Consider the following 26980-nt stretch of genomic DNA (forward strand, 5'->3'; position numbering starts at 1 on the left):
CCGCTCCCGGCGTTACGCAAGCGGTCCCGGCGCCTTGCGGCGCCGGGACCGGTCCTCCCCTGACTGACCTGGAGCCCCGAGCTCTCAAGGTCATCCCCTTCGGACCGTCTTCCCCGAGCGGCCCGCCTCCCTGTTGAAAGGATCTCCATCGGCAGCGGCGGCCAATCCTTGAGCAAGGTCACTCGAAAGAGCGGTGTTGTCGGCGAGAGCGCCATTTTCGAATACGGGTTCGATACCCTGGCGGGGATCGAAGGGGGTGCATCTGCGGTGGTACAGCGCATCGATGTCACAGGGGCCGACGGCGTACGCCTGGCCGCCTGGGAGTTCCTCGCACCGGGCCGTGAGACCCGTGGAGAATCCCGTGCGCCCGAGGAGCCAGAGCGGCCCGCGGTCCTGTTACTCCACGGACTGATGGGCCGCGCCCTGCACTGGGCCGGCACCGCCCGCTGGCTCGCCGAGCACCGCCGTGTCATTGCCCTGGACCAGCGCGGGCACGGTCAGAGCGGCCGTCCGCCGGCCGGCCCCCACGCCCCGGCCGCCTTCGGACGCGAGGCCTTCGTCGCCGATGCCGAGGCCGCCGTCGAACAGCTCGGCCTCGCCCCCCTGACCCTGATCGGCCACTCCATGGGCGCCCTCACCGCCTGGCAGCTGGCGGCCCGCCGCCCGGAGCTGGTGGAGGCCCTGGTCATCTGCGACATGCGGGCCTCCGCGCTCGGGGAGGCCTCGCAGCGCGAGTGGGAGGACTGGTTCCGCCGCTGGCCGCTCCCCTTCCCCACCCAGGACGCGGCCCGCCGCTGGTTCGGCGAGGACGACCCCCGGGTGGACCGCCCCGATCCCGGCCGCGGCGCGTTCTTCGCCGAGGTCATGCACCAGGCCGAGGACGGCTGGCGGCCCCTCTTCTCCCGCCGCCAGATGCTGACGGCCCGCGAGACGTGGGTCCACGACGCGCACTGGGAGGAGTTGGCCCAGGTCCGCTGCCCCACGCTGGTCGTGCGCGGGCTGGACGGCGAACTGGGCCGCGCCGAAGCCCAGGAGATGGTCCGCGTCCTGCCCGCCGGCCGGTACGCCGAAATCCCCGATGCCGGCCACTACCTGCACTACGACCAGCCGGCCGCCTGGCGGGCGGTGCTGGAGCCCTTCCTCGACGGCGTCAGGGCCGCTTCCTGACGGACCCGCCCATATCGCCTGGGATTTGGGCGCGCCGGCGCCGAGGATGCGTAGGAGGTGGCTCCCGCGGGCGGGGCGTGCGGGGGCGTGGCGGCGGCGTGGTGGAGAGGGAAGTACGAGACGTGGACGAGCACGAACTGCTGGCCGGTCGGTTCGAGGAGCACCGCGCGCACCTCAAGGCCGTTGCCTACCGGATGTTGGGCTCCCTCGGGGAGGCCGAGGACGCCGTGCAGGAAGCCTGGCTGCGGCTCGGCCGCAGTGACGTCGGCGCGGTGGAGAACCTCGGCGGGTGGCTGACGACCGTGGTGTCGCGGCTGTGCCTGGACACCCTGCGCTCGCGCGCGACCCGGCACGAGGATCCGTTGGAGGGCGGCCGCGTACCCGATCCCGTCGTCAGCCGGGAGACGGTGACCGATCCCGAGCAGCAGGCGATGCTGGCCGACTCGGTGGGGCTGGCGCTGATGGTGGTGCTGGAATCGCTGTCGCCGGCCGAGCGGCTCTCGTTCGTCCTGCACGACATGTTCGCCGTGCCCTTCGACGACATCGCCCCGATGCTGGAGAAGTCCCCCGCCGCAGTTCGGCAGTTGGCGAGCCGCGCCCGCCGCCGGGTACGGGGCCGGGCCCCGACCCCGGACCCCGACCTCGGCGCGCAGCGGCGCGTGGTCGACGCGTTCTTCGCCGCGGCCCGCGAAGGGGACTTCGAGGCGCTCGTCTCGGTGCTGCACCCCGACATCGTCCTGCGCTCCGACGGCGGCGTGGCGCGCGGCCGCCACACCGTCGTCCTGAACGGTGCCCGTACCGTGGCCGGCCAGGCGCTCATGTTCAGCGGCGCGTCGCGGTTCGTCCGCCCGGCACTGATCAACGGCGTCGCGGGCGTGGTCGTCACCGCGAACGGCCGCCCGCTGTCGGTCATGGCCTTCACCGTCACCGACGGCCTGATCGTCAGCATCGACGCCATCGCGGATCCCGACCGCCTCGCCTCCCTCGACCTGGCCGGCATCGAGGCCGACTCCTAGACCCCGTCCACCGGACAGGGCGCGGACGACAGGGCGGGGACGACAGGCCTGGACGACAGGACCTGGTGCTCCGGCCCCAGGGGGCTCAGTCCGCCATGTGCGGCAGCCAGCCGCGCTGGACCGCCCGTACGCCGAACTCGAAGCGGCTACGGGCGCTCAGCCGGTCCATCAGGTCCGTGGCCAGCCGACGGGCGGTGCGCGAGGAGACCGCCAGCCGCTTGGCTATCGCCTCGTCCGTCAGGCCCTGGGCCAGCAGCCGGATGACGGTGGTCTCCTGCGGGCTGAGGCCGCCCTCGTCACGGACCGTCTCGGCCGTCCCCAGCGGGCGCGCGGCGCCCCAGACGTTGTCGAAGAGCGCGCAGAGTGCCATCAGCGTGCCCTGCCCGGTCAGCACCACCGCGCCTGCCGCGCTGTCCTCGCTGCTGACCGGGATGACGGCGGTCGACCGGTCGAAGATCATCAGCCGGGTGGGCAGTTCGGGAGCGGTCCGCACCTCGCCGCCGAGTTCTCCCAGCCAGGCCGCGTAGGCCACCGTGGTCTGACTGTTGCGGACACTGTCGAGGAAGAGCGAACGCATCCGCACGCCCCGGCCGAGCAGCGCCTGGTCGTTGGGCTTCGACGCCTCCAGACTCTCGGCCCGGTGCCCGCCGCCCGGCGCGAAGGTCATCAGATCGGTGCGGGCCTCGTGCGCCAGGCCCGCGATCCGGTCACGGATGGCGTCGAGGCCCAGCAACTGCTCCACACCCGGGCTGGACGAAGCCGGCGTCAGGTCGGCGAACTCGGCGATCAGCTGGGTCGCCGCAGCCCGGGAGGCTTCGATCCGCAGCTGCTGGGCGGCGAGTTCGGCCTGTTGGCGCGCCATGAGGAGTTCCATGCCGACCTCGGGAGAGACCGCGCGCAGCTGCCCCTGCCGTTCGTACGACGGACGGACCAGCGCCAGTTCGCTGAGGAGGTCCAGGCTGCGCCGGATGTCCCCCTCGGGCGTGGCGAGGCGGTCGGCGAGCGTCGCCACTCCCTCCTGCGGGTGAGCGAGCATGGTGCGGTAGACGGCCTCTGACGTGGCGTCGAGGCCGAGAGTGGCGAGCACAGCGGTTCCCCCCGTGTGAGCCCTTTTCGAACAAGGTGTCTGCATCGTCGCACGTCGTGACCGGTGGTCAAAGTGCGTGGACGGTTCCGGCCAGGGCCCCAACAGTCCAGGTCAGAGCCCTGTGTCCGATCCGCGGAGTTGGGCAGAGTGGCGCGCATGTACCTCATCCACGTGGGCCTGCGCGCCCCGTCGGCGGAAGCCGCGCTTCCGCCGCAGGCGGCCGATCTCGTGCGCGCGCAGGCGCCCGCCCACATCCCGGTGGAGCACGTCTCCGCGCATCCGCACGCGCAGCCGTCCCCCGTCCTCGGGGTCTATCTCCTCGCGGACGGCCTGGAGGAGGCGGAGCACCGCGCGGAGGCGCTGTGCCGCCGTGCGACGAGGGCGGTCCCCGAGTTGAGCGGATGGTCGGTCGGCCGGGTCGGCGCACCCCTGGTGACGGCGTACTACGAGCGGCTCCTGGAGGCCGTTTCCGGACTTCCTGGCCGGATTGGTCCAGGGCCGTTTCCGTCCACCTGAAAGCCCTTCCATCCCCCCTGACCTGCGACGAAAGTAGTGATCGCCAGCAGGGAACAGCACACGGACCCGGCAGGCGACACCGGAGGAGACGTCACCGCGGGACGCGAATCCGGACACCGAAACCGCTTCGCTCCAGCTCTCGCAAAGGGACCACCGCCATGCTTCGCACCCGCCTCGCCCAGGCCGCCGCGGTCACCACGTTCACCCTCGCCGCCCTCGCCCCCGTAGCGGCCTCCCAGCTGACCGCCGCCCACACCGCCCACACCACCGCCACCACCGTGTGGGAGATGGCCCCGGCCGGCAAGTCCACCACCGTCTGGGAGTAACGACCCTCCGGGGCGCACCACTTGCCCCACCGCCCCACCCGGCGCCCCGTGCCCACCCGCCTGACAGCTGCTCCTGCAGGGCAGCCGTCCACGTGATCACGGCGCGGCGCCCCCTTTCTTCCGGCCTTCGCCAGGCCCGGCCTGCGGCCACCGCAGCGCCCCCCTCACTTCACTTCACGCCATCAGGAGCTTCGTCATGTCCCGCGCCCTCAAGGCCACCGCCATCCGCCTCACCTCCGCCTCCGCCCTGGCCGTCACCGTGCTCACCGCGGTCGGCGCGGCCCCCGCCAGCGCCTCGACGCTGACCGACGGCATCTCGGCCACGGCCCGCGCCGAGAACGGCAACGGGGCCTGCGCCCACGGCGGTTACGTCGGCGGCCCGAACCAGTCCAGCAGCTGCTACGGCGGCACCACCACGGCCCACGCCTGGTGTGCGGACTTCGCCGGCTGGGTCTGGGCCCGCAACGGGGTCACCGGTCTGTCCACCCTGGACGACAGAGCGGCCAGCTTCATGGACTACGGCAAGAAGTACGGGACGATCTCCAACACCCCGCACGTCGGTGACGCGGTCGTCTACAACTACAACGGCAGCGACTACGCCGACCACGTGGCCCTCGTCACGGCGGTCTCCGGCGGCACGGTCACCATCACGGGCGGCAACCAGGGCGCCAGGCCCGGCCACGTCAGCACCAACGCCACCTCCTCCTACAGCGTGGGCTCGCTTCCCTGGGGCCAGCGGATCAGCGGCTACGTCTCGCCCGCCGGCAGCAACACGCCTTCGCTCCCCAACCCGGCCTCCCTGCCGGCCGGAACGCTGGTGAAGTCGCCGAACGGCCCGGACGTGAAGGTCATCATCAACGGTGCGGGCATCCCGGTCGCGGCCTCCGACGTCACCCCGGACAAGTACGACCTGAGCAAGATCGTGCTCGTGGACGACACGGCCTTCCGGGCCCTGCCGAGCGCCCCGGCCTCCGGCACCGTGGTCCACGACCAGGCCGGCGGCGCCAACCGCTACGTGGTCATCGACGGCACGGCGCTGCTGATCGGCGCCGAGGACTGGACCGCCGCCGGCTACAACGACCGCGCCGACATGGGGGTACCCACGGCCTGGCTGCAGAACGCCGCACAGCGGCAGCTGACGACCGGCATCGTGGTGATGGACCAGACCGGCAAGGACCCGAAGCGTTACGTCATGGTCGACGGCGCGGCCCTTTACATCTCGGGCTCCGAGTGGACCGCCGACGAGTACAACACCCAGACGCTGATGGGCGTTCCGGGCGAGTGGCTGAAGGCCGCCGCGAAGAAGGTCCCCTCGACCGGCACCGTCCTGATGGACCAGTCGGGCACCGACCCCTCCCGCTACGTGATGCTGAACGGTGCGGCCGTGCACATCTCGGCGGCCGAGTGGACGGCCAACGGATACGACAAGCGTTCCCTGATGGGCGTCCCCGGCGGCTGGCTGGCCTCGACGGTGTCCGCACAGGTCTCCAACGGCACGATCGTGAAGGACGCCTCGGGCGCCAATGCGACGGTCTACGTGATGGCGGGTGGTGTGGCGGTTCCGCTGTCGTACGCGGACTTCACGGGCTTCGGGTACGACAAGCGTCCGCTGGAGGGTGCGCCGGGTGAGTGGCTGGTGTCCGCCGCCGCGAAGGCCGCCCCGGCCGACGGCACGATGCTGCTGTCGCCCGACAGCAACACCGTCTGGCAGGTCGTCGGCGGCAAGAAGAAGGCCATGACGGCCGACCAGTTCGGCGAGGGCAAGCTCAGCTTCAACGACGTGGTCGGCGTCCCGACCGCCTTCACGGCGAAGTTCCCCACGGTCTGACCGGGACGCGCAAGGACCGCGGACGCGCAAGGACCGGACACGCAAGGACCGCGGACGCGCAAGGACCGCGGACGCGCAAGGACCGCGGACGCGCAAGAGCCGTGGACACGCGAGAGCCCGGCCCGCACTCCCCTCCGGGAGCGCGGGCCGGGCTCCGGCCGTCAGCCCTTGCTGACCGCCGTCAGGATCTCGGGGATGCGGCGGGCCGCCAGGGGGGCCGCCAGGCGCAGGCCCGCCCAGGAGGCGAGCGTGGCCCAGGCGATGCCCAGGGGGAGGACGGTCCAGGCGAGGGAGTGCTGCTCCGGGGTGGTGGCGAAGTAGACCGTCACCGTGATCACCGGGGCACAGATCACCGCCGAGGCGAGCATGCCGCCGAAGATGCTCAGCCAGGCGAGCCCGGCCTGGCCCGGCGCCACGTTCTTGAACGCGCCGTCCGTGGGAATGGAGTACGGGAACCGGGCCGAGGCCAGCGCGCCCGTGCACAGCATCGCGCCCAGCAGGGCCAGCGCCAGGCCCAGGGCGGTGGGGAAGTCGGCCCAGTTGCCCACCAGCGCGGCGGTGACCGCCGTGACCAGGACCGTGTACGGGACGGTGACCAGCGCCAGCGCCCCGGCGCGGGCCCGCATCTCCACGAAGACGTCGTGCGGGCTGGACAGGGTCTGCGCGACCATCCAGAACGCGGAGGTGTCCTGCCCGAACTGGTTGTACATCTGGATGCCGAGCATGCCCGCGCCGAAGCAGGCGAGGTAGAGGGAGCCGGTCCCCTGGAGGGCGTTGAACACCGGCACGATCAGGCCCACCGCCAGCGCCGTCACCCAGGCCGACTTGGTCTTCGGGTCGCGCAGCACGTACCGCAGGGTGCGCTGCATCGCGGCGCCCGTCCGGCCGCCGGGCAGCAGCGCCCAGACGCCCGGGCCCGAGTCGCGGTCCTTGCGGGGCGCGGCGGCCGCGAGGGTCGACCCGTCGGGGGTCACCATCAGCTTGGTCAGGCTGCGCTCCCAGAACCACAGGAGCCCGGCCAGGGCGGCGAGGGTGAGCAGCAACTGGGCCCCGGCGGCCGCGTAGTCGCCCTTGCTCGCGGAGTCGACCATGCCGACCGCCGTCGCGGGCGGCAGCCAGCGGACGACCGCCTCGGCCGGTTCCAGGTGGGCCAGTCCGCCCGGCTGGAACAGGCGCTGACTGGCGAAGTTGGCCACCTGGGCGCCGATCGCGATGAGCAGGCCGCTGAGCAGCGCGAGGTCACGTCCCTTGCGGCTCGACAGCAGCCGCACGTTGGCGGTGGCCACGGCCCGCGCCAGGCTCACGTAGACCAGCAGCAGCAGCGGGACGGCCACGACGGCGAACACCGCCCCGGCCGCGCCCCGCGCCACCGCCACCACCGAGCCGACGGCCAGGCAGAGCGTGAACAGGGGCCCGATGCCGACCAACGAGGACGCCAGCAGGGCCCGTACGAGCGGACGCGGGCGCAGCGGCAGCATCACCAGCCGGCTCGGGTCGAGCGTCTCGTCGCCGGTCGGGAAGAACAGCGGCATGAAGCTCCAGGCGAGCGCGAGGATCGCCGCGAGGATCACGACGACCGTCCCCGCGTGCGCGCGGCCGTGCAGCAGGGCCAGCCCCAGCGTGACGAAGAAGCCCACCACCAGCGCCAGCGCGAGGGTGCCGAACCAGGCCGCCTTGCGCTTCGAGGAGCCCTTGAGCCCGTTCTTGAGCAACGACAGCTTGAGGCGGACGAAGAGCGGCGTCAGGGGCAGGGCCGGGACGGCGGTGACGGGTGCCGCCGGGGCGGCGGCGGTGACCGGGGTGCTCATCGGCCGCCGCCCAGCCAGTCCAGGGAGTCGCCCGCGGCCCGGTCCTGCGCTCCGACGAGTTCCAGGAACGCGTTCTGCAGCGAGGGCGCGTCACCCCGGACGTCCGCCAGCGGGCCCGCAGCGCGGATGTGGCCGCCGGCCATGACGGCCACCCAGTCGCACAGCGACTCGACGAGCTCCATCACGTGGGAGGAGAACACGACGGTGGCACCGGACGCGGTGTAACGTTCCAGCACTCCGCGGATGGTCTGCGCCGACACCGGGTCGACGCCCTCGAACGGCTCGTCCAGGAACAGGACTTCCGGGTTGTGCAGCAGCGCGGCCGCCAGGCCGATCTTCTTGCGCATGCCCGTCGAGTAGTCCACGACCAGCTTGTGCTGTGAGCCCGCGAGGTCCAGCACCTCCAGCAGCTGCGTCGCCCGCTTGTCCGTCTCCTCGCCCGGCAGGCCGCGCAGCCGGCCCATGTAGCCGAGCAGCTCCCGCCCGGAGAGCCGCTCGAAGAGCCGCAGCCCCTCCGGCAGGACGCCGATCCGCGACTTCACCTCGACCGGGTCCGCCCAGACGTCGTGTCCGGCGACGAAGACCCGCCCCATGTCGGGGCGCAGCAGTCCGGTCACCATCGACAGCGTGGTCGTCTTGCCCGCGCCGTTCGGGCCGACGAGCCCGATGAACCGGCCCGCCGGGATCTCCAGATCGATGCCGGCCACGGCCACTTGCTCGCCGAACCGCTTCCACAGCCCCTCTATCCGCACGGCGGCGGGCGGCGTGGATCGCACGCCACCCGTCGAACCGCCCGTCCTGCCCGTCGCATCACCCTGGTCCGGCATGCGCCTGCCTCTCGTTCTGATCCCCGTGGTCGTACTTTCCTCACCATATGAGGAGGGAACGAGTCGGCAGCAGTTACTTATGTCATGAAGTACTCATGTCATGAACTCAGGCCTTCATGGACGGGGAGCGGGCTCAGGCGCCGTGCTAGGCGCGGGCCGCGGCCGCCTGGCTGCCGCACGCGTAGGCGAGCGCGTCGATCAGCTCCTCGGTGTCCGGCAGCCACCGGTTCGCCGGAGTGGGCTTGCGCGCCCACTGCACCGGGCCCCGGCCGCCGAAACGGGTGGGCGGCGCGGCGACGTACTCGCCCTCGCCCCGCGCGACCATGTCGATCGCGGGCGCCGACCAGCCCAGCTTCCGTACCAGGTCCGGCACCTTCGCCCCGGCTCCGGGCAGGACGAAGAACAGCATCCGGTGGTCGGGAGTGAGGGTGACCGGGCCCAGCGTGCGCTGCATCCGCTCCAGCCGCGCCACGGCGTGGATCCCGGCGGCCGACGGCACGTCGATGGCGTCGAAGGTCCGTCCCGTCGGCAGCAGGATGGAGGCCCGCGGCTGCTTCGCCCAGATGCGCCGCACCTGTACCGCGCTGCCGGTGGCCAGCGCCGCCCAGTCCTTCACCGCCGGGTGCGCCCCGGGCGCCGCGCAGTCCGGATCGCCGCAGGAGCACACCTCCCGGCCGTCGCCGACCTCCAGCCAGGTGCCCGCGAAGACATCCCAGTGCCGTTCTTCCGCGTACCGCACGGCATGGTCCAGCAGCTGCTCGCCGCGCTGCTTGGGGATGGGTGCGGTCTCCGTGACTCCGATGGTCTCTTCCACGTCCATCACAACTCCCGCACCCACCGGGGGTTACGGGCGTAAACCGGGTCGTACGCGGAGCATCGATCCTGCAAATGGGGCGCACGGAAGCACGTGCGGGGGCGCGTAGGAGCCCGGGGCGCGGTCCGTGGGTAGCGACACCACGCAGAGAGGAAGATTCTCCGCACATCAGGCGGGAAGTGATCATTCCATCGCTCTCCCGCGGCTTCAGGGGGTTTTCATGGCAGCCAGGCCTCTCCTCGCCCGCCAGCCGAACGAACGGCTGCAGGCGCTCATCCAGGAAGCCGGGTGCTCCAACGCCGGGCTCGCCCGGCGCGTGAACATGTGCGGGGCCGAGCACGGCCTCGATCTCCGCTACGACAAGACCTCCGTGGCGCGTTGGCTGCGCGGCCAGCAGCCGCGTGGCCGGGCGCCCGGCATCATCGCCGAGGCGATCGGGCGCAAACTCGGCCGGACCGTCACCATCGACGAGATCGGCATGGCCAACGGCAAGAACCTCGCCTCCGGCGTCGGCCTGCAGTTCTCCCCGACCGTCGTCGGCGCCATCGAGCAGGTCTGCGAGCTGTGGCGCAGCGACGTCGGCCGCCGCGATTTCCTCTCCGGATCCAGCGTGGCCGCCTCCGCCCTCGTCGAACCCAGCCGCGACTGGCTGATCACCGGCGCCGACCCGCAGGTGGCCCGCAACAGCGGCTCGCGCGTCGGGATGCCCGACGTCGAAGCGGTACGGGCCACCACCGAGGCCCTCAAGGAACTCGACCACCGCTTCGGCAGCGGGCACGTGCGCCCGGTGGTGGTGCACTACCTCAACTCCGTCGTGTCGGGGCTGATCGGCGGCTCCTACCGGGAACCGGTCGGGCGGGCGCTGTTCGCGGCCGTGGCCCGGCTCACGGAACTGGCGGGCTACATGGCGGTGGACACGGGCCAGCCGGGCCTGGCCCAGCGCTACTACATCCAGGCGCTACGGCTGGCCCAGGCGGCCGGCGACCGCGCGTACGGCGGCTACGTCCTGGCCGCGTCCATGAGCCACCTCGCCGCCGAACTCGGCAACCCCAGGGAGATCGCGCAGCTGGCGCGGGCCGCCCAGGAGGGCACGCGCGGGCAGGTCACCCCGAGAGTGGAGGCCATGTTCTACGCCGCCGAGGCGCGCGGGCACGCGCTGCTGGGTGACGCCCGGGCCACGGCCGTGCTGTCGGGGCGGGCGGTGACCGCGCTGGAGCGGGCGGAGCCGGAGTCGGGGGACGATCCGGTGTGGATCCGCCACTTCGACCAGGCCTACCTCGCCGACGAGCTGGCCCACTGCCACCGGGACCTCGGCCAGGCCGACGCGGCGGCCAGACGGGCCGAGGAGGCGCTGCGGGGCCTGCCCGAGACCAAGGCGCGGCGCCGGGCGATCGGGCTGCTGCTGCTGGCGGCGGCGCAGGTCCAGCAGCGGGAGGTGGAGCAGGCCTGCCAGACGGCGGCGAAGGCCGCGGACCTGCTGGAATCGCTGCGGACCCGGCGCGGGGCGGAGTACCTGGAAGACTTCCGGGCCCGGCTGGAGCCGTACCGCGAGGAGGCGGCGGTGCGGGAGTTCGCGGCGCGGCTGGAGGTGGCGGTGGCCTGAGGCCGGGGGCGGGGCTCCCGGCGGGACTGACGGGGGCGGCCGGTGACCGGGTAGCGTGGGCCGACGGTTCCGTACGTTGCGGGCAGGTCGGTGAAGGAGTTCCCGGTGACGGAGAGCGGACAGGGGAGCGGCCACGAGGCCGCCCCGCAGGCCGGCGCCCCGTGGGGCCGGGACCCGGGGTACGGGTCGCAGCCGGACGGCGCGCAGCAGCCGGAGCACCCGGGGTACGGGGCGCGGGAGCCCCGCACGCCGGGCGGCCCCGCCTACGGTTACCCGGCGCAGGCCCCGTCCGGGTACGCCCCCGGGCCGGGGTACGGGTACCCGCCGCCGGGGCACGTGGTCGGCCCGGGCTTCGAGGGTCCGGGGGACCCGCACGGCTACGGGTACCCACCGCTGCCGGAGGCGGTGACCCAGTACATCCCGCCCATACCGGGCACGCCCGGCCCGGTCGAGGCGGCGACGCAGTACATCCCGCCGGTCCCGGGTCACCATGAGGCCGCGACGCAGTACATCGCCCCGGTCCCGGCAGCGCCCGCCCACAACGAGGCGGCGACGCAGTACATCCCGCCGGTCCCGGGTCACCATGAGGCGGCGACGCAGTACATGGCCCCGGTCCCCGCAGCGCCCGCCCACAACGAGGCGGCCACGCAGTACATCCCGCCGGTCCCGGGTCACCATGAGGCCGCGACGCAGTACATCGCCCCGGTCCCGGCAGCGCCCGCGCACCACGAGGCGGCGACGCAGTTCATCGCCCCCGTACCGGCAGCGCCCGGGGACTCGGCCGTACAGGGCTTCGACGGCCTCTTCCGCAGCGACGGCGGCGACGATGCCGCCGGGCACACCCAGCAGCTGCCGCCCGTCCAGGAGCCCGTGCTGCACCGGGCCCCGCACCCGCGGGGCCCCGTAGGACCTCCCGCGGGACCCGTACCGCCCCGGCAGCAGTACGCGCCCGCGCCGCCCCCGCCGCCTCCCGCGCCCCCGCGCAAGGTGTCGGCCGGGGTCATCGCCGCCGCGGTCATCGGCCTCGCCGTGACCGGGCTCGGCGTCGGCTCGCTGCTCGCCGACGGCGGCAAGGCCGCCAACAGCGACCCGGGCGCGGCGGTCCCCGCGCCGACCGGCTCCGGCGCGACGGCGGCCGGGGACGCCCAGGTCGACCCGGCCCGCCAGCAGGCCGTCCAGCTCGACAAGGTGCTCGCGGACAGCAACGAGAGCCGGGCGGCGGTGATCAAGGCCGTCGACGACATCAAGAGCTGCCGCAACCTCGACCAGGCGGCCCTGGACCTGCGGGACGCGGCCCGTCAGCGCGAGGAAATGGTCACCCGGCTACAGGACTTGAAGATGGACGAGCTGCCCGACCACGTGAAGCTCGCCGCCGCCCTGACCAAGGCCTGGAAGTCCTCGGCCGCCGCCGACCGCAGCTACGCGGGCTGGGCGGACGACGTCGGCCACGACAAGGGCACGTGCAAGGACGGCAAGGCCAAGTCCACCGGCAACGCCGCCGACGCCAACAAGTCCAGCGGTGAGGCGACACGGGCCAAGGAGTCGGCCGCGACCATGTGGAACTCGATCGCGGCCAAGTACGGGCTCACCCGCCGGGACAAGACCGAGCTGTGAGAGCCGCCTGAGCCCGGGGTCTGAAACCGCGCGATCTCGAACCGCCGGGCCTGTCGAACCGCCCGGCCTGTCAAGCCGCTCGGCCTGTCAAGCCGCCCGGTCTCACGCCGCGCGTGGCGCCGCCTCCAGGGTCGGGGTCATGTCCTGGGGTTCCTCGCCCGGCTGCGCGACGAGGCGGCCCTGCTGGACGACCTGGAAGGTGACCCGCCCGTTGGAGATGCGCGGGAAGCCGGCGACGGCCCGTACGTCCTGGTCGCGCCAGCTGAGCTCGGGGGTGAGGCCGCCGGTCTGAACGCCCGCGGTCTGGTTGAGGGCCTTGGCGATCTTGCGTGCGGTGACGTCCTCGTCGGCCTTGAGGCGGCCGACGATCTCGCTGAGCACGGTGTACGCGATCCAGGTGGTCTGCGTCCCGCTGTCGTCGGGGTCCACGGTGTCGTCCCCGAAGGCCCGTTCGGAGATCACCTTGCGCATCGGCCCCCACAGCGGGTCGCCCGACACCGGGTACCAACTGGTGAGGTACGCGCCCTCGAAGGGGCTCTCCCGGCCGCCGGTGCGGTCGACCAGCGCCTGGCTGACGCTGCCGAGGACGGAGGCGATCTGCGGCTTCTTGCGCTTCTCGTCGGTGCGGCGGAACGCGTCGAGGAAGGTCTCCGTGCGCTCGCCGAGCACCGCCGTCACGCAGCCCCGGTCCTTGGCGGCGGGGCCGGTGGTGTCGGTCAGCGCCTCCCGGGCCTCGGCCGTGTAGTCGGCGCCGTCCTCGGCCGCCCGTATGTCGGCGGAGTCCGGCACCTTGTTGGCCCGCAGCCCGGCGTTGAGCAGTACGGGCATCGCATCGCCCGCGAGGGTGTCGGGCCGGACCAGTGCCACCTGGGTGCAGGTCTTGGCGAGCTGGTGTCCGGCGCCGGCGAGGAGCACGGGCTGGCCGCCGTTGACGGGGTAGGAGAGGGTGCTCTCGAACTCCTCGGAGGAGACCCCGTAGCCGCCGATGAAGGGAATGCCCTCGGCCTCCAGGGGGGCCATGAAGGCGCGGCCGTGCTGGCTGTACGAGCCGACGACCGCGACGGCCTTCTCGGCGATCGCCTGGCGCGCGCAGTCGGCGGCGCCGGTGGGGGTGTTCTTCTCGTTGCAGGTCAGGACGCGCAGCTTGTGGCCGTTGATGCCGCCCTTGGCGTTCACCCAGCGTTCGTACGCCTTGGCCATGCCGGGCATGCCGGGCATGTTGGTCGCCTGCGTCCCGATGGGGGCGAAGGTCATCACGGTGATGGTGCCCCCGGAGCCCCCCGAGCCCCCGGGGACCAGCCCGCATCCGGCGACGAGGCACGCACCCATCGCCGTGGCCAGGAAGGTGCGGGAGAGGGAGGTCGTGCGTCGCCGGTCGGTCATGTTCATGCACCATTCCGCCCCAGGGGGAACGCGGGCATGAGGTGTACACAACATTCGGTGACGCGGAGGTGAATTGCGGGGGCCGCGGCACACACAGGTGCTTCAAGATCGCGCCTGGGGGGAACGTACGATCGAAAGCGTGACATTCGCCCAAGGTTCGAAGAACTCTTCCCGCCGCGGCGGCCGCTCCTCCACCATGGGCGGCATGCCCCTCAACGACATGCCGTGGTGGCGCTGGCGCAGCAACGTGCGCTCGGCGCTGCACATGCTTTCCGACCCGGTGTTCCAGGAGGAGGTCTGGCAGGCCGGTGTCGAAGGGTACGGAGACGTCACCGACGCCGTGTACCGGCTCGTCGAGGACACCTGGCTCGACAGCTGGTCGGCGGAGAAGTACGTCGGCACGATCTTCCGCGACTCCGGCGAGGCGGCCCTCGTCGACCTCGCGGTCCTGCGCGTGCTGCGCATCCTGCACCAGGTCGGTCCGGACGCGCCCGTGTCCGCGTACCTGGAGCACCACGCCTGGCCCGAGGCGGTGCGCGCGGCGCGCGAGGCGCACGTACGGCTCGCGACGGCGGACGGGGAAGATCCGGACGCCGCGCCCAGCTCGATCGAAGTACTGAGGATCCTCACCCGCGCGGTGTGAAAGGCTTTGCCGTCATGAGCGATGACCCGCAGCGCCAGGCGCAGCCGCAGCAGTATGTCCTGACCCTCTCCTGCCCGGATAAAAAGGGCATTGTGCATGCCGTGTCCAGCTACCTCTTCATGACCGGATGCAACATCGAGGACAGCCGGCAGTTCGGCGACCGCGACACCGGCCTGTTCTTCATGCGGGTGCACTTCGAGGCGGACGCGCCGGTCACCGTGGAGAAGCTGCGGGCCAGCTTCGCCGCGATCGGGGACTCATTCGAGATGGACTGGCAGATCCACCGCTCCGACGAGCGGATGCGGATCGTGCTGATGGTGTCGAAGTTCGGGCACTGCCTGAACGACCTGCTGTTCCGGTCGCGGATCGGGGCGCTGCCGGTGGAGATCGCCGCGGTGGTCTCCAACCACACCGACTTCGCGGAGCTGGTCGGCTCGTACGACATCCCGTTCGTGCACATCCCGGTGACCAGGGACACCAAGGCGGACGCCGAGGCGGAACTGCTGGAGCTGGTGCGGGCGCAGAACGTCGAGCTGGTGGTGCTGGCTCGGTACATGCAGGTGCTGTCGGACACCCTGTGCAGGGAGCTGAGCGGGCGGATCATCAACATCCACCACTCCTTCCTGCCGAGCTTCAAGGGCGCGAAGCCGTACCACCAGGCGCACGCACGGGGCGTGAAGCTGATCGGCGCGACCGCGCACTACGTGACGGCCGACCTGGACGAGGGGCCGATCATCGAGCAGGAGGTCGAGCGGGTGGGCCACGAGGTGACCCCGGAGCAGCTGGTGGCGATCGGCCGGGACGTGGAGTGCCAAGCCCTGGCCCGCGCGGTGAAGTGGCACAGCGAGCACCGCGTGCTGCTGAACGGCACGCGGACGGTCGTCTTCGCCTGACCGGTCGGCGATGTCCGCCTCGTGGGGGCACCTCCCAGCGGTAGCGGGGGAGGTCGAGGCGCGGGACCCGGGGAGGTTGGGGCGCGCAGCCCGGGGCGGTTGAGGCGCTGAGCCCGGGTCGGAGCCCCGGCACACGGCTCGCGCCTCAACCGCCGGCGAGGAGCCGAACCGGCCGCAGGCTAGAGCCGGCTGAGGGAGGCCGCCGCGAAGAGGACGTCGCGGATCGCCTCGCGGTCGCCGTGCTGGCCCGCCGCCGCATCCTCGGGGGAGATGTGACCGGCGGCCAGCTGGCAGAACTCCAGGCCGTCCAGCGCGATCTCCGCCACCGTGTGGTCCGACGACGGTTTCGCCGCAGGGGAGTCCAGCGCGATGTCCCAACCGCCGCCGCCCGCGCCCTCGATCTCCAGGTGCAGGGTCCGCCCCGGGGCGCCCGCCGCGACCAGGCCGCGCGCCGGCCCCGCCAGACCCGCGCGGCGCCGTTCGGCCAGCGCGGCGGGCAGCAGGCGCGCCGCCAGGTCGATCATGCGGTGCAGGTGCGGTCCGGACGGCGGATCGTACGGGTAGTCCACCGCCTCCGCGATGTCCCACGCGTGCACCCAGCACTCGAAGGCCCGCTCCAGGAACGCGTCGCCCAGCGGCAGGGCGAAGCTCCCGTAGTCGACCGCCAGCTCGGCCACCCCGTGGCCCGCGAACGACACCGTACGGACCAGGGTGTGCCCCTGCTCCCGCCACGGCTCGCGGACCTGCCCGGTGGCCGGATGCCGATCGGAGTCCCAGAAGAACTCGGTGCGCCGCGTCGTACCGCCGGCCGGTGCCTGCGCGCCCAGCGGGTCGTCCAGGCCGAGCGCCGTCGCGACGAGCCCGTCCACGGTCAGGAGATGGCCGATCACCCCCGCCACCGTGGTGTCCCGCGACCGCCGCCGCTCGTCCCCGAACCACTTGAGCTGTACGGGCGTGTGCCACTCGGCGTCGCCGAAGTCCCGTAGCAGGGCGTCGAGCCGCGCGGTCTCCGTGTCGTACGGGGTCGCCCACGCCGGGACGGGGATGCGGGCCGGGCGCTTGCCCAGGCAGTCCTCCAGCACCCGCGAGCGCAGCAGCGGTTTGAGGTCGAGGCTCTCCTCGGGGTGCAGCAGCCCCACCGCGTCCCGCAGGCGCAGCGCCTCCTCCGCGCAGGGCGCGCACTCGGTGAGGTGGTCCTCCACCGCCTGGGTCTCCTCGGCGGAGCAGGCGGCCAGCGCCCACGCGCCGAGCAGGGATTTCAGTACGGCGTGCGTGGGCGGCGGTTCGGGGACGTCTTGAGGCGCGGGCACCGGCCTCGGCACCGGAAGCGGGTGGAGGTCGTCGGCGGCCCCGCGCGGGCCCGGTATCCGCGCCGCACCGCCCACGGGCCGCTCGTAACCGTCGTCGGGCGCGTCTTCGGCGGGGCCGGTCATCGGGGCGTTCCATATCCGGGCGGGCCGTATCCGGGCGGGGCGGTGTCCTCCCGCGGGAGGGCGTTGGCGGTCGACAGCAACTGGAGCCCGAGGCGCAGCCGGCGCCGCGCCTCGTCCTCACTGATCTTGAGGTCGGCGGCGGCCTGCCGGTAGTCGCGCCGCTTGAAGTACGCGAGTTCCAGCGCGGAGCGCAGCGGTGCCGGCATGGAGGTGACGATGTAGTCCGCCCGGGCGGCGGCGTTGGCGCTGCGCACCTTCTGCTCCAGCTCCTCGCGGGAGCCGCGGCCCAGTTCGGCCTGGCGCAGCCGGGCCACGGCCTGGCCCTGGGTGATGCGGGCGACCCAGGAACGCAGGGACCCTTGCTTGGGGTCGTAGGCGTCCGGGTTCTCCCAGATGTACCCGAACACCTCGCGGGTGATCCGGTCGGCGGCCGTCTCGTCGCCCAGCACCCGGTGCGCGAGGCTGTGCACGAGCGAGGCGAAGCGGTCGTACAGCTCCCCGAGCGCGGCGGCCTCGCCGCGGGCGAGGCGCTGCTGCATGCGGCGGTCCCAGCGCGGTGGTACGTCCTTCGGCATAGTGCCCCCAGCCCCCAGCCGTGTGTCGACCCGTCGAATGTAGTCGGCACGTGGCGGGATGCGCCCGTCTTCGATGAAAGCCCACCCGGGAAGTGTCCCCGTCGTGCTAGGGCACTGCCCGCTCTCGGGCCGGAACATGACGCCCGCATAGGCACATCAGTACGCGCCCTGCCGCGCTTCCCGTGCGCGGGTTCGATGCGGCCATCTCCCCGACGGCTCGGCTTAACGCGCGGGCCACCGAGGCCGTACGCTCCTGCCTTGTCTTGAACTGCACCTCAACTGCACCCACACGCACATGTGAAGGCGGAACGCCGAATATGGACAGCGCAGAGTACGAGCGCAAGATCGCATCCCGATTCGCCACCTTCGACCAGGACGGGTCCGGCTTCATCGACCGCGAGGATTTCAGCGTGGCCGCGCGGGCCGTGCTGGCCGAATTCGGCGTCCGGGCGCGGTCGGACAAGGGTCAGGCCGTCTTCGCGGGCGCCGAGGCGTTCTGGCAGGGCATGGCCGGGATCGCGGACGTCGACGGTGACCAGCGGGTGTCGCGCGAGGAGTTCGTGACGGGCGCGGTGAAGCGGCTGCGGGACAACCCCGAGCGCTTCGCGGAGATCGCCAGGCCGTTCCTGCGCGCGGTGATCGCGGTGGCCTCCGAAGACGGCGCGGAGCCCGGCGCCACCCCGGCGGCGGCGACCCGCGTGCTGCGCGTCCTCGGCACCCCGCCGGAGCCGGCGGCCCAGATCGCCACGGCCCTGGACGCGGACGGCGACGGCCGCATCTCGGAGGACGAGATCCTCACGGCCTTCGCCGCCTACTGCGGCGTGGCCGCCCCTGACGCCTGACGCCCGACGCCTGACGCCCGACGCCCGACGCCTGACGCCCGACGCCTGAGCTTGGAGCCCGACGTCCGACGCTTGGAGCCCGACGGCCGACGCCTGCCCCGGGCGGGGCGTGGTTTCACGTGGAACATCATCAGCCGCGGCGCTCTCCCCGGAGCAGGGTCGCGGCGATGACCATCGCGCTGAGCAGCAGGCCGGCTCCGATGCCGAACGCCAGGTGGTAGCCACCGGTGAGCGCCTCGGCGGGGCTCAGGCCGGCGGTGGCCAGGGTGGTGGTGCGGGAGGCCGCCAGGGTCGACAGGACGGCCACGCCGAGGGCCATGCCGATCTGCTGGGTGGTGTTGAACAGTCCGGAGGCGAGCCCCGCGTCCTGTTCGCCGGCCTGTGACATGGCCAGGGCGGTGAGCGCCGGCAGGGCCAGGCCGAAGCCGGCGGCGAGCAGCATCACCGGCAGCAGGTCCCACACGTAGTCGGCGTGCACCGGCAGGCGGGTGAGCAGACCCAGGGCCACGACCAGCAGGCCGAGCCCGGCCGACAGGACGGCGCGCTCACCGAAGCGGGAGTTCAGCCGGGCCGAGACGCCCAGCGAGACCGCTCCGATCACCACGGCGGCCGGCAGCATCGCCAGACCCGTCGCGGCGGCCCCGTACCCCAGCACCTTCTGGAGGTAGAGGGCGACGAGGACCTGGAACGAGAACAGCGCCGCCACCATCAGCATCTGCACCAGGTTGGCACCGACGACGACTCGGGAGTGGAAGATCCGCAGCGGCATCAGGGGGGTACGGGCCGTCGCCTGTCGCGCGGCGAAGGCCGCGAGCAGCACCAGGGCCGACGCCCCGAGGCCGAGGGTGTGCGCGGAGGACCAGCCGTACTCCTCCGCCTTGACCACGCTGTAGATGCCCGCCATCAGCCCGGCCGTGACGAGTGCCGCGCCGAGAACGTCGGCCCCCGCCCTCAGACTCAGGCGGCCTCCGACCGCACCGGCGCCGGCGGACGGCGTCGGGGTGGCGGGGCTCGCGGGGATCGAGGGCAGTGCCAGGAGCAGCGCGGCGACCCCGATCGGCAGGTTGATGAAGAAGATCCAGTGCCAGTCGAGCGCGTCGGTGAGGACCCCGCCGAGCACTTGGCCCAGCGAGGCGCCGGCCGCGCCGGTGAAGGAGAAGACGGCTATCGCCTTGGCCCGTTCGCGTGGCTCGGTGAACAGGGTGACGAGGATGCCGAGGCTGACGGCGGAGGCCATGGCGCTGCCCACGCCCTGGAGGAACCGCGCGGCCAGCAGGACGGCGGGGGAGGCCGCGTACCCGGCGATGAGCGAGGCGGCCGTGAAGACGCCGGTCCCGGCCAGGAACATCCGCTTGCGGCCGATCAGGTCGCCGAGCCGGCCCGCGAGCAGCAGGAGGCTGCCGAAGGCGATCAGGTAGGCGTTGACGACCCAGCTGAGGCCGGCGGGGGTGAAGCCGAGGTCATCCTGGATGGCGGGCATCGCGACGGTGACGATGCTTCCGTCGAGGACGGTCATCAGGACGCCGGTCGAGAGTACGGCGAGGGCGGTCCAGCGGGAGCGCGGGCCCCGGGCGGCGGTCAGGGGGATGCGCGTGAGGGTCGACATCGGTCTGTCTCTCTCCGGTGAGGGGGCGGAAGAACGAGCGATGGTGAGACCGTAGCAGATGGTTTCGTTGTAGACGATTTATCGCGGACCTAATTGCTAGGCTGGGTCCATGACCGCGATGGCACCCGCCCGGACGAAGCCCGACCTCTCCTTCCTCCTGGACCACACCAGCCACGTCCTGCGCACGCGCATGGCTGCGGCCCTTGGCGAGATCGGGCTCACCGCCCGCATGCACTGCGTCCTCGTCCACGCGCTGGAGGAGGAACGGACCCAGATCCAGCTCGCCGAGATCGGCGACATGGACAAGACGACGATGGTCGTCACCGTCGACGCGCTGGAGAAGGCCGGACTGGCCGAGCGTCGCCCCTCCACCAAGGACCGGCGGGCCCGCGTCATCGCCGTCACCGAACGGGGCGCCGCCGTCGCCGCCGAGAGCCAACGCATCGTCGACCAGGTGCACGCCGACGCCCTGGGCTCCCTATCACCCGCCGACCGCGAGGCCCTGACGCGCATCCTCGGCCTTCTCGCGCAGGGCGCCCTCGACACTCCTTCCGACACGTCCCGCGCGGCCCGCCGCGCCCGCCAGTGACGCCCGCCGAGGCCGGGGCCGAGCGAGGGCAACCGGCCTCGCCCACCCGTGAGCGCCCGGACCGCCTGGTGGACCGCATCGTCGCCATCGACTGGCGGGCCGCCGAGCACGACGTCGAGCACGGTGCGTCCCGCGCCCGCCTCATGCGCGAGTACCTCCGCAGAGCGGCGCTCTGGGTGCGGGAGTTCCAGAAGAGCGACCCGCACCCGGTCTTCGGCGTCGGCCGACCGGAGAACTGGCCCTTCTTCGACATCGCCCGCCGAGTCGACCCGCGGGTGCGCGCCGAAGCAGCGCTCGCGGCCCGGCTGGACACGTTCCTGGCCGAGCATGCGAGCGGATTCCTCGTCGGCGCGGCAAGCCGGGCGGCTCTCCACTGGGCGTCGCTTCCCAGCGAGTCCTTGGGTAGATTCCCGCCCCTGCCGGACCCCTTCGAGCCGCTCGTCCTCCTGCTGGAGCGCGGCGGCGGATTCTGCATCGAGAACGGCTTCATCGACTTCGTGGCACACCGCGTCCGCCTCACCTCATGGCAAGACCACGTGGCTACCCCACCGATCCCTTCCCTCTCCCCGGTCGCTCTCGACGCCCTGGACCGGGACTGAGGCCCTCACGGGCGCGCGATTCCCGCCACCGATGCGGTATTTGACGGGCTCGGAGCCAGAGTTGTTGAGAGCATTGGTCATACTTGGTCGACCGGATCCAGGCCGCGGTGCCGGGTGCGGCGAAGGCGACGAACGAGTACATCGAGGGCGACTTGGACGCGGCCAAGCACGCGCAGGACGCGGCGAAGACCGGCGAGGTGGGTGATCTCATCCCGAATTCAAACTACCGCCCCGAGGCTGAACGTGTTCCGTGAGATGGAAATTCTACATGATTCGGAGATCGTTCTAGTTTCCGAAGACGGGTGTTTGCTGGGAAGGGTAGAGGCGGGATTTTCCGCAGCGTCCTATGCGGTACGCATCTCCGACAGGGACGAAGTAGTCGAACACGTGGCCTGGAATCTTTTTGAGGCGCTGGCCAAGGTGCGGACTGACCTTCAGCAAGCAGGATTGAAGCCTGCAGTTGAGGGGGCCTGCCGGGATGTGTATCCCAGCAGAATGGCGCTGGAGATGGGCGGCGGGAGGAAAGCGTACCGCTGGCCGGTCACCGACCGGCCGGTTACAGTGGGGATCTTCGATCCTGTGCCGAGCTCCGAATACGGCCGACTCGCCTATGTGGAAGAGCAGCGTGTCTCTGTGGACAGACTCAGGAGTGAGGGAAGTGGGTGAATCAGTGCTAAGGCCGCCCGTGGAGTGGATAACGGAATCGATGCGAGCGGAAGCGTCAAGAAATCCTGGCTCCTGGGTCTACGCGATTGATCCCTTTGTCGACCCGGCCGGTCGTGTCCCGCCGTATGCCATCTTCGGCGCGTGGAGGGTCGACGGACGGGGCGAAATAACCGATCAATTCACTCCTAATTCAAAATATCGACCTTCTCCGCGCAGCATGGGAATGCCCGAGCCGACCGATGCGGTGGATTCTGCCATCCCGCTTGCCGCTACCCGGTACGGCAGTGAGGCCGACATCGTCCGGATGCTTACAGAAGCCTTCGTGTTCGTCCCCTCCGAGCCGACCGTGTACCTCGACGTTCACCCGGAAGAGGGCGCCAGGAAAATTCTGCCCGTGTTCACTCATCCCAGGTATGCGCCAACCGAGGTGCCGGAGCTGCGGAGGGTGGCGGCAAGGAGCCTGGCGGCGAGCATGCCGATCGACACGTATTTCAAAATAAATCCCGGCAGCTCTGCCTCCGTGGTAATACCTGTCACCGATCTGCTGTAGCCAGGCTTCTGCCCCGGGTGCGCGGCGGCCCTCGCCGGCATGGGCGGCCGCGGCTTCGGGGCGAGAGGGGCTCCGGCAGGTTGGTGGGGCGGGGCAGGTCGGCCGTCGCCAAGACCTCGGGATCAGGCCGGTGAGCTGCGCCGACAGCGGATCTGCGCGTGGGGGGCCGTCGGGAATAGCCTGGAAGAGAGCGGCACCGGGGCGGAGCGGACCTCTCCATGCATCCCCTTGACCCCGGGGACCGCAAAACAGGGAGGAAGAGCCATGCCCTGGAATCTGAACGGCACGTATCTGGAGAGCTGCAACTGTGACGTGGTGTGCCCCTGCACCACCTCCGGCCTCACCGCACCGGCCGACCACGAGCGCTGTCAGGTGACCTTCGCGTTCCACGTGGACAGCGGGAACGTGGAGGACGTCGATGTCTCCGACCGAAACGTGGCCGTCTTCATCGACGGGCCGCGGGTGATGGCCGAGGGCGGCTGGCAGGTGGCGCTGTACGTCGACGCCTCGGCGGACGACGGCCAGGCGGAGGCGCTGGGCAAGGTCTTCTCGGGCCAGGCGGGCGGCCCGATGGCGGGGCTCACTCCGCTCATCGGCGAGGTCCTCGGCGTGGAGCGCGTCCCCATCGAGTACCGCGACGACGGTCGCCGCCACGCCGCGCGGGTGGGCGACGCCATCGACATCGAGATCGAGGACCAGATCGCCCCGCAGTTCGGCGAGGACGGCCCGGTGATGCGCCTCACGGGCATGTTCCACCCGGTGAACAGCACACTGACGATCGCCCGCTCCACCCGGGCGACGGGTGAGGGCGTGTACGGCCGGTCCTGGGACTTCACCGGCGGCAACGGACACGCGGCTCCCTTCACGTGGTCCGGATGACCGGTGGGCCGGCTGCCGTCCGCATCCGGGCGGCCCCCGTCGGACTGCTGCTCGTGGCGGCCGCCGCCTGGGTCTGGATGGTGACGCGCTGGGGCGGTATGCCGGCGATGCCCGGCACCATGGGCCTGGGCCTTGGCGCTTTCCTGGCCGTGTGGACGCTGATGATGACCGCGATGATGCTGCCCGCCACGGCACCCGTCGCCGCCTTGTACGCACGCACCATCACCGTGCACCGGGCACCGCGCATGGCCGTCTTCACCGTCGCCTACCTGCTCGTCTGGGCCGCGGCCGGCCTGCCGGCGTACGCGCTGGCCGTCGGCCTCGGCCGGGCGGCGCGCCTGCCCCCCGCGGCGGGGACGGCGGTGGCCGCGGCCGTGTTCGCGGTCAGCGGCGTCTACCAGCTCACGCCCCTCAAAGACCGTTGTCTGGCGAGGTGCCGTTCGCCGATCGGCCTGATGCTGCGCTACGCCTCGTACCCGAGGGCCTCGCGCGATCTGCGTGCCGGAGCGCACCACGGGGCCTTCTGCCTGGGCTGCTGCTGGTCACTGATGGTGCTGCTGGCGGCGTTCGGTGTGATGAACCTGTGGGCCATGGTGGTCCTGGCCGCCGTGATCACCGCCGAAAAACTCGCTCCGGCCGGTCGGCTGGTGGCCCGTGCCGTGGGGATCGCCTCGATCGCCCTGGCCGTCGCCGTCTTCTGGGTCCCGGCGCTGGCCCCGGGCCTCACCGGCGGTGGCACGGCCGGGATGTGAGGGTGCGTCGCCCGAATTCTCCGGTGGGCCTTTACTTCGATGTCGGCCCCCGGGGTGTCGGCGCACCGCGTAGGTCGACTGTCCTCATTTCGTGGTGAGCCGGGCGCCGGCGCACCTTTTTGCCCGACTGCCGGTTATGGACCGGGGTTTACGACCTGTGTGCATGCGCGCTCGACGAAGATCAAAAATCTGAGGATCTGTTGAGCGGGAACCGTTTGTTCCGCTGGTTAGCTGAGTTTCGCAAGCCACCCCCCAACGTGAAGGGCTTCCGCTCAGCCATGTCCAAGGTCATAACCCCCCGCCGCACCGCTGCCGTTCTCGCCGTCGTCGCCGCCACCACGCTGATGGGTACCGCCAACGCCAGCGCCTCGCTCATCTCGCAGGACGGCATGCGCATCGCCGCCTACCAGAACAGCCTCAAGAGCAGCACCGAGGAAGGCGCCGCCGACGCGCTGCGCGACTTCGACGCCCTGACCCACGACAAGCAGGTCAAGTTCCTCAACTACGCCGAGGACCCCGAGAACCTCAAGGCCCTCCTCGAAGAGGTCGCCGACGTTCCCGAGACGGCCAACCCCGCCCCCGTCCACCAGTTGGTGAACCTCAAGGGCGGTGACGTGCAGATCGCCTCCGACAGTGAGGCCGCCTTCACCGCCGACGCGGGCGACGCCTCCGGGATCTCGGCCGCGGGCAAGCTCCACGCCGGCTGGTGGGACACCACCTACACCGTCCGGCAGAAGATCTTCGGCATCACCATCACCAAGCTCAGCGTGTGGGTGAACTACCACACCAACGGCTCCAAGATCGACCGCGTGGACCACGCCGACTGCGGCAAGCGCAACTTCAACGGCGCCGTCTCCATCGGCCACGGCGTCCCGAAGGCCCAGCTGGCCAGCGGCAACGCCATCGGCCAGGTGGTCTGGGAAGGCTCGATCATCTACAAGGGCTTCGGCGTCGAGATCGACAAGCGCCAGCAGGTCGTCGCCAACGCATACGGGTTCAAGAGCGGGTACCTGAAGAACATCTAATTGCAGATGCCGGCCACGGATTGAGATCGGGTGCGGCGGATATCCGAATTTCCCCCACCAGGGAACCGCATTCGCCGGCCTCCGGAAACCTTTGATGATCGGGCCCGGAGGCCGGCGCCCCTGTTTTGCGCGCAGCGCCTTTACGTCAGCGCCTCTACGTGCAGTGTCTTTACGCGTAGCGCTCGCGGAGTTTGTACTTGAGCACTTTTCGGAGGGCGTCGTTCCGGGGAAGTGCTTCGACGAGTTCCAGTTGTTCCGGGAGCTTGTGCGGGGACAGGCCCTGGGCGCGCAGGTGGGCCGTGACCGCCGTCAGCGTCAACGGGGGTGCTGACGGCGGCTGCTCGACCACCGCGCAGACGCGTTCGCCGCGTTCGGGGTCCGGAAGGCCGATGACGGCGGCGTCGCTGACGTCCGGGAGCAGGTGGAGGAGGTCCTCGATCTCCTTCGCCGAGATGTTCTCCCCCTTGCGGATGATGACGTCCTTGCTGCGGCCGGTGAGGACCAGGTGGCCGTCCGGGGTGAGGTGACCGAGGTCGCCGGTGATCAGGTAGCCGTCGGCGTCGAAGGCCTCCGCCGACCGGTCGGGGTCCAGGTAGCCCCGGCAGACCGCCTCGCCCCGCAGGCGGACCTCCCCGTCGGTGGACGGCGGCAGCGGGGTGCCGTCCGGGGTCGTGATGCGGATCGACATCCCCTGCGGGGGGCGGCCCTCGGTCGTCGCGAGGTTCTCGTCCGTGTCGTCCGGGTCACCCATGGTGATCATCGGGACTTCGGTCATGCCGTAGCCGTGGGTGAGCCGGCAGCCCAGTTCCCGGACCACCGCGTGGTAGATCTCCGGCGGCTTCGGTGCGCCGCCGCCCGCCAGCAGCCGCAGGCTCGGGATGAGTTTCGTGGCGGGGTCCTTGCGCTGCTCGGCGAGGAACATCGAGTAGAAGGCGGTGGAGCCGCCGGCGATGGTGACGCCGTGGCGGCGGTACCCCTCCAGCGCGTCCGGCATCGCGAACTTCTCGAACAGCACTGCCGGGAACCCGTACAGCAGCAGCATCACCAGGTAGTCCGGGCCGCCTATATGGGCGTACGGGAAGGCGATCGAGCCGACGTCCCCCGGCCCGGGCCGCAGGGCGTGCGCGAGGCAGGAGCCGCCCGCGATCAGGGACCGGTCGGTGTGCAGCACGCCCTTGGGGTCGGACGTCGTGCCGGAGGTCCAGTAGATCCAGCGCACGTCCGTCCCGGAGGCGGGTGGCGCGGGCAGTGCTGCCGGGCCGGCCGGGTCGCCGTCCGGGAGGTCCTCGTAGGCCCGGAAGACGCCCCGCGCCCCGAGCCGGGCGGCCATCGCCGCGTGGTCGAAGCCGCGCCACTCCCCGGGGACGGCGAAGAACTCCGCCTTGGACTCCCGTAGCGCGAAGCCGGCCTCGCGGTCCCGGTAGAAGGGGATGACGGGCGACTGGACGGCGCCGAGCCGGGCCAGCGCGAGCGAGAGCAGCACCGTCTCGATGCGGGTCGGCAACTGCCAGGCGACGACCGTGCCCGGGCCGACTCCCATGCCGTGGAGGCCTGCCGCGACCCGCTCCGCGCGCTCGTGGAGCGCGCCGAAGGTGAGGGTGCGGTCATGGGCCGGGTCCGGGGCCGCCTCGATGAGCGCGGGGGCGCTGGGGGTGAGCGCGGCGCGGCGGGCGACGAGGTCCCAGAGGGTGCGGGCGTGCGCGAGGGTGCGGGCGGTCTCGCGGGACTCCGTGAGGGTCCGGGACTCCGTGAGGGTCCGGGAGTCCTCGGGGGTCCGGGCGGTCGACGTTTCCGGTCCCGTAGCCGCCGCCCTCGCCCCCGCCCCCGCCCCCGTAGCCGCCGCCCCCGCCCCCGCGCCGTCGTCCGTTCCCGTCATCCCGGCCTCCCCTTGGCTGACGCTGTGTCAGATCTGGCGAGAGCGTAGGGCCCCGGCGCTTGC

General features: G+C 71.8%; 26 protein-coding genes and 1 pseudogene. 18 read left to right on the forward strand and 9 right to left on the reverse strand.

The genetic code is table 11. The annotated features are described in order from the left end of the window. Window positions 1-267 precede the first annotated feature (267 nt). Together IE207_RS05145 and sigJ are read left to right on the forward strand one after the other, a co-directional pair. A complete protein-coding gene (locus IE207_RS05145) occupies window positions 268-1167 on the forward strand; it encodes an alpha/beta fold hydrolase (protein ID WP_190182852.1) in 900 nt (299 codons plus the stop codon). Between the two features lie 122 nt (window positions 1168-1289). Continuing rightward, window positions 1290-2183 (forward strand): RNA polymerase sigma factor SigJ, encoded by an 894-nt coding sequence (sigJ, locus tag IE207_RS05150; protein ID WP_190182853.1) that lies wholly within the window; start codon window positions 1290-1292, stop codon window positions 2181-2183. Between the two features lie 85 nt (window positions 2184-2268). On the opposite strand, the gene IE207_RS05155 is transcribed toward sigJ, so the two are convergent. Then, a complete protein-coding gene (locus IE207_RS05155; RefSeq protein WP_190182854.1) occupies window positions 2269-3270 on the reverse strand; it encodes a helix-turn-helix domain-containing protein in 1002 nt (333 codons plus the stop codon). 156 nt (window positions 3271-3426) lie between these two features. Here IE207_RS05155 and IE207_RS05160 point away from each other — a divergent pair, with 156 nt between their 5' ends. The 3 genes from IE207_RS05160 to IE207_RS05170 all read left to right on the forward strand — a co-directional run bounded on the left by IE207_RS05160 (window position 3427) and on the right by IE207_RS05170 (window position 5940). Next, on the forward strand, window positions 3427-3786 hold the full coding sequence (locus tag IE207_RS05160) for a hypothetical protein (RefSeq protein WP_190182855.1): 360 nt from the start codon (window positions 3427-3429) through the stop codon (window positions 3784-3786). A gap of 158 nt (window positions 3787-3944) precedes the next feature. Then, window positions 3945-4112, forward strand: coding sequence for a hypothetical protein (locus IE207_RS05165; RefSeq protein WP_190182856.1), 168 nt, complete (start codon window positions 3945-3947; stop codon window positions 4110-4112). Window positions 4113-4308: 196 nt separating this feature from the next. Then, complete coding sequence (locus IE207_RS05170) at window positions 4309-5940, forward strand: CHAP domain-containing protein (RefSeq protein ID WP_190182857.1); 1632 nt, start codon at window positions 4309-4311, stop codon at window positions 5938-5940. Window positions 5941-6101: 161 nt separating this feature from the next. On the opposite strand, the gene IE207_RS05175 is transcribed toward IE207_RS05170, so the two are convergent. From IE207_RS05175 to IE207_RS05185, 3 genes are all read right to left on the reverse strand, one after another. Beyond that, complete coding sequence (locus IE207_RS05175; RefSeq protein WP_190182858.1) at window positions 6102-7748, reverse strand: transporter; 1647 nt, start codon at window positions 7746-7748, stop codon at window positions 6102-6104. Further along, complete coding sequence (locus tag IE207_RS05180; RefSeq protein WP_190182859.1) at window positions 7745-8575, reverse strand: ABC transporter ATP-binding protein; 831 nt, start codon at window positions 8573-8575, stop codon at window positions 7745-7747. The genes IE207_RS05175 and IE207_RS05180 overlap by 4 nt, the downstream gene beginning before the upstream one ends. 145 nt (window positions 8576-8720) lie before the next feature. Next, entirely contained in the window at window positions 8721-9395 is a 675-nt protein-coding gene (locus IE207_RS05185; protein ID WP_190182860.1) for a bifunctional DNA primase/polymerase, read from the reverse strand. Between the two features lie 214 nt (window positions 9396-9609). Between IE207_RS05185 and IE207_RS05190 the strand changes: the two genes are divergently transcribed. Next, window positions 9610-10992: an NsdA family TPR-like regulatory protein gene (locus IE207_RS05190; RefSeq protein ID WP_190182861.1), complete on the forward strand. Its 1383-nt coding sequence runs from the start codon at window positions 9610-9612 to the stop codon at window positions 10990-10992. A 105-nt stretch (window positions 10993-11097) separates the two neighbouring features. After that, window positions 11098-12606: a hypothetical protein gene (locus IE207_RS05195; RefSeq protein ID WP_229873374.1), complete on the forward strand. Its 1509-nt coding sequence runs from the start codon at window positions 11098-11100 to the stop codon at window positions 12604-12606. A gap of 102 nt (window positions 12607-12708) precedes the next feature. Here the strand turns inward: IE207_RS05195 and IE207_RS05200 are convergent, their stop codons facing one another. Continuing rightward, complete coding sequence (locus IE207_RS05200; RefSeq protein ID WP_190183577.1) at window positions 12709-13989, reverse strand: ABC transporter substrate-binding protein; 1281 nt, start codon at window positions 13987-13989, stop codon at window positions 12709-12711. Between the two features lie 196 nt (window positions 13990-14185). On the opposite strand from IE207_RS05200, the gene IE207_RS05205 reads away from it, so the two are divergent. Continuing rightward, window positions 14186-14632, forward strand: a complete 447-nt coding sequence (locus IE207_RS05205) for an SCO4402 family protein (protein WP_190183578.1) — start codon at window positions 14186-14188, stop codon at window positions 14630-14632. A gap of 14 nt (window positions 14633-14646) precedes the next feature. Beyond that, window positions 14647-15525, forward strand: a complete 879-nt coding sequence (gene purU, locus IE207_RS05210; protein WP_190182863.1) for a formyltetrahydrofolate deformylase — start codon at window positions 14647-14649, stop codon at window positions 15523-15525. 179 nt (window positions 15526-15704) lie between these two features. Here purU and IE207_RS05215 read toward each other — a convergent pair whose 3' ends face one another. Both IE207_RS05215 and IE207_RS05220 read right to left on the reverse strand, forming a co-directional pair. After that, window positions 15705-16958, reverse strand: coding sequence for a maleylpyruvate isomerase N-terminal domain-containing protein (locus IE207_RS05215; protein WP_190182864.1), 1254 nt, complete (start codon window positions 16956-16958; stop codon window positions 15705-15707). Next, the gene (locus IE207_RS05220; protein WP_190182865.1) at window positions 16955-17533 is read right to left on the reverse strand and encodes a sigma-70 family RNA polymerase sigma factor; all 579 of its coding nucleotides are present in this window, start codon (window positions 17531-17533) and stop codon (window positions 16955-16957) included. Before IE207_RS05220 ends, IE207_RS05215 begins: the two co-directional genes overlap by 4 nt. 317 nt (window positions 17534-17850) lie before the next feature. Between IE207_RS05220 and IE207_RS05225 the strand changes: the two genes are divergently transcribed. After that, window positions 17851-18375, forward strand: a complete 525-nt coding sequence (locus IE207_RS05225; protein WP_190182866.1) for an EF-hand domain-containing protein — start codon at window positions 17851-17853, stop codon at window positions 18373-18375. Between the two features lie 130 nt (window positions 18376-18505). Here IE207_RS05225 and IE207_RS05230 read toward each other — a convergent pair whose 3' ends face one another. Then, on the reverse strand, window positions 18506-19981 hold the full coding sequence (locus tag IE207_RS05230) for an MFS transporter (protein ID WP_190182867.1): 1476 nt from the start codon (window positions 19979-19981) through the stop codon (window positions 18506-18508). A gap of 109 nt (window positions 19982-20090) precedes the next feature. Here IE207_RS05230 and IE207_RS05235 point away from each other — a divergent pair, with 109 nt between their 5' ends. The 8 genes and pseudogenes from IE207_RS05235 (at window position 20091) to IE207_RS05270 (ending at window position 25041) form a co-directional block, all read left to right on the forward strand. Next, window positions 20091-20570 (forward strand): MarR family winged helix-turn-helix transcriptional regulator, encoded by a 480-nt coding sequence (locus IE207_RS05235; RefSeq protein ID WP_190182868.1) that lies wholly within the window; start codon window positions 20091-20093, stop codon window positions 20568-20570. A 68-nt stretch (window positions 20571-20638) separates the two neighbouring features. Next, the gene (locus IE207_RS05240; RefSeq protein ID WP_190182869.1) at window positions 20639-21169 is read left to right on the forward strand and encodes a hypothetical protein; all 531 of its coding nucleotides are present in this window, start codon (window positions 20639-20641) and stop codon (window positions 21167-21169) included. A gap of 83 nt (window positions 21170-21252) precedes the next feature. After that, window positions 21253-21423 (forward strand): annotated as a pseudogene (locus IE207_RS05245) (DUF6507 family protein); the annotation flags it as partial. Next, window positions 21413-21835, forward strand: a complete 423-nt coding sequence (locus IE207_RS05250; RefSeq protein WP_190182870.1) for a hypothetical protein — start codon at window positions 21413-21415, stop codon at window positions 21833-21835. The pseudogene IE207_RS05245 and the gene IE207_RS05250, both read left to right, overlap by 11 nt. After that, window positions 21828-22385: a type VII secretion system-associated protein gene (locus IE207_RS05255; RefSeq protein WP_229873375.1), complete on the forward strand. Its 558-nt coding sequence runs from the start codon at window positions 21828-21830 to the stop codon at window positions 22383-22385. The genes IE207_RS05250 and IE207_RS05255 overlap by 8 nt, the downstream gene beginning before the upstream one ends. 264 nt (window positions 22386-22649) lie before the next feature. Further along, window positions 22650-23264, forward strand: coding sequence for a DUF1326 domain-containing protein (locus tag IE207_RS05260; protein WP_190182871.1), 615 nt, complete (start codon window positions 22650-22652; stop codon window positions 23262-23264). After that, window positions 23261-24016 carry a DUF2182 domain-containing protein gene (locus IE207_RS05265; protein WP_190182872.1) on the forward strand — a complete coding sequence of 252 codons (756 nt, stop codon included), beginning with the start codon at window positions 23261-23263 and terminating at the stop codon, window positions 24014-24016. The genes IE207_RS05260 and IE207_RS05265 overlap by 4 nt, the downstream gene beginning before the upstream one ends. A gap of 278 nt (window positions 24017-24294) precedes the next feature. Further along, a complete protein-coding gene (locus IE207_RS05270; protein ID WP_190182873.1) occupies window positions 24295-25041 on the forward strand; it encodes a hypothetical protein in 747 nt (248 codons plus the stop codon). Window positions 25042-25210: 169 nt separating this feature from the next. On the opposite strand, the gene IE207_RS05275 is transcribed toward IE207_RS05270, so the two are convergent. Further along, entirely contained in the window at window positions 25211-26917 is a 1707-nt protein-coding gene (locus IE207_RS05275) for a class I adenylate-forming enzyme family protein (protein WP_229873377.1), read from the reverse strand. Window positions 26918-26980: the final 63 nt, after the last annotated feature.

This window comes from Streptomyces cirratus (assembly GCF_014650775.1).
Lineage (GTDB): Bacteria > Actinomycetota > Actinomycetes > Streptomycetales > Streptomycetaceae > Streptomyces > Streptomyces cirratus.

Coding starts and splice junctions, on each gene's coding strand:
- IE207_RS05160 (WP_190182855.1), top strand. CDS start 3,427: ATGTACCTCATCCACGTGGGCCTGCGCGCCCCGTCGGCGGAAGCCGCG.
- IE207_RS05165 (WP_190182856.1), top strand. CDS start 3,945: ATGCTTCGCACCCGCCTCGCCCAGGCCGCCGCGGTCACCACGTTCACC.
- IE207_RS05170 (WP_190182857.1), top strand. CDS start 4,309: ATGTCCCGCGCCCTCAAGGCCACCGCCATCCGCCTCACCTCCGCCTCC.
- IE207_RS05175 (WP_190182858.1), bottom strand. CDS start 7,748: ATGAGCACCCCGGTCACCGCCGCCGCCCCGGCGGCACCCGTCACCGCC.
- IE207_RS05180 (WP_190182859.1), bottom strand. CDS start 8,575: ATGCCGGACCAGGGTGATGCGACGGGCAGGACGGGCGGTTCGACGGGT.
- IE207_RS05185 (WP_190182860.1), bottom strand. CDS start 9,395: ATGGACGTGGAAGAGACCATCGGAGTCACGGAGACCGCACCCATCCCC.
- IE207_RS05190 (WP_190182861.1), top strand. CDS start 9,610: ATGGCAGCCAGGCCTCTCCTCGCCCGCCAGCCGAACGAACGGCTGCAG.
- IE207_RS05200 (WP_190183577.1), bottom strand. CDS start 13,989: ATGACCGACCGGCGACGCACGACCTCCCTCTCCCGCACCTTCCTGGCC.
- IE207_RS05205 (WP_190183578.1), top strand. CDS start 14,186: ATGGGCGGCATGCCCCTCAACGACATGCCGTGGTGGCGCTGGCGCAGC.
- purU (WP_190182863.1), top strand. CDS start 14,647: ATGAGCGATGACCCGCAGCGCCAGGCGCAGCCGCAGCAGTATGTCCTG.
- IE207_RS05215 (WP_190182864.1), bottom strand. CDS start 16,958: ATGACCGGCCCCGCCGAAGACGCGCCCGACGACGGTTACGAGCGGCCC.
- IE207_RS05220 (WP_190182865.1), bottom strand. CDS start 17,533: ATGCCGAAGGACGTACCACCGCGCTGGGACCGCCGCATGCAGCAGCGC.
- IE207_RS05225 (WP_190182866.1), top strand. CDS start 17,851: ATGGACAGCGCAGAGTACGAGCGCAAGATCGCATCCCGATTCGCCACC.
- IE207_RS05230 (WP_190182867.1), bottom strand. CDS start 19,981: ATGTCGACCCTCACGCGCATCCCCCTGACCGCCGCCCGGGGCCCGCGC.
- IE207_RS05235 (WP_190182868.1), top strand. CDS start 20,091: ATGACCGCGATGGCACCCGCCCGGACGAAGCCCGACCTCTCCTTCCTC.
- IE207_RS05260 (WP_190182871.1), top strand. CDS start 22,650: ATGCCCTGGAATCTGAACGGCACGTATCTGGAGAGCTGCAACTGTGAC.
- IE207_RS05265 (WP_190182872.1), top strand. CDS start 23,261: ATGACCGGTGGGCCGGCTGCCGTCCGCATCCGGGCGGCCCCCGTCGGA.
- IE207_RS05270 (WP_190182873.1), top strand. CDS start 24,295: ATGTCCAAGGTCATAACCCCCCGCCGCACCGCTGCCGTTCTCGCCGTC.
- IE207_RS05275 (WP_229873377.1), bottom strand. CDS start 26,917: ATGACGGGAACGGACGACGGCGCGGGGGCGGGGGCGGCGGCTACGGGG.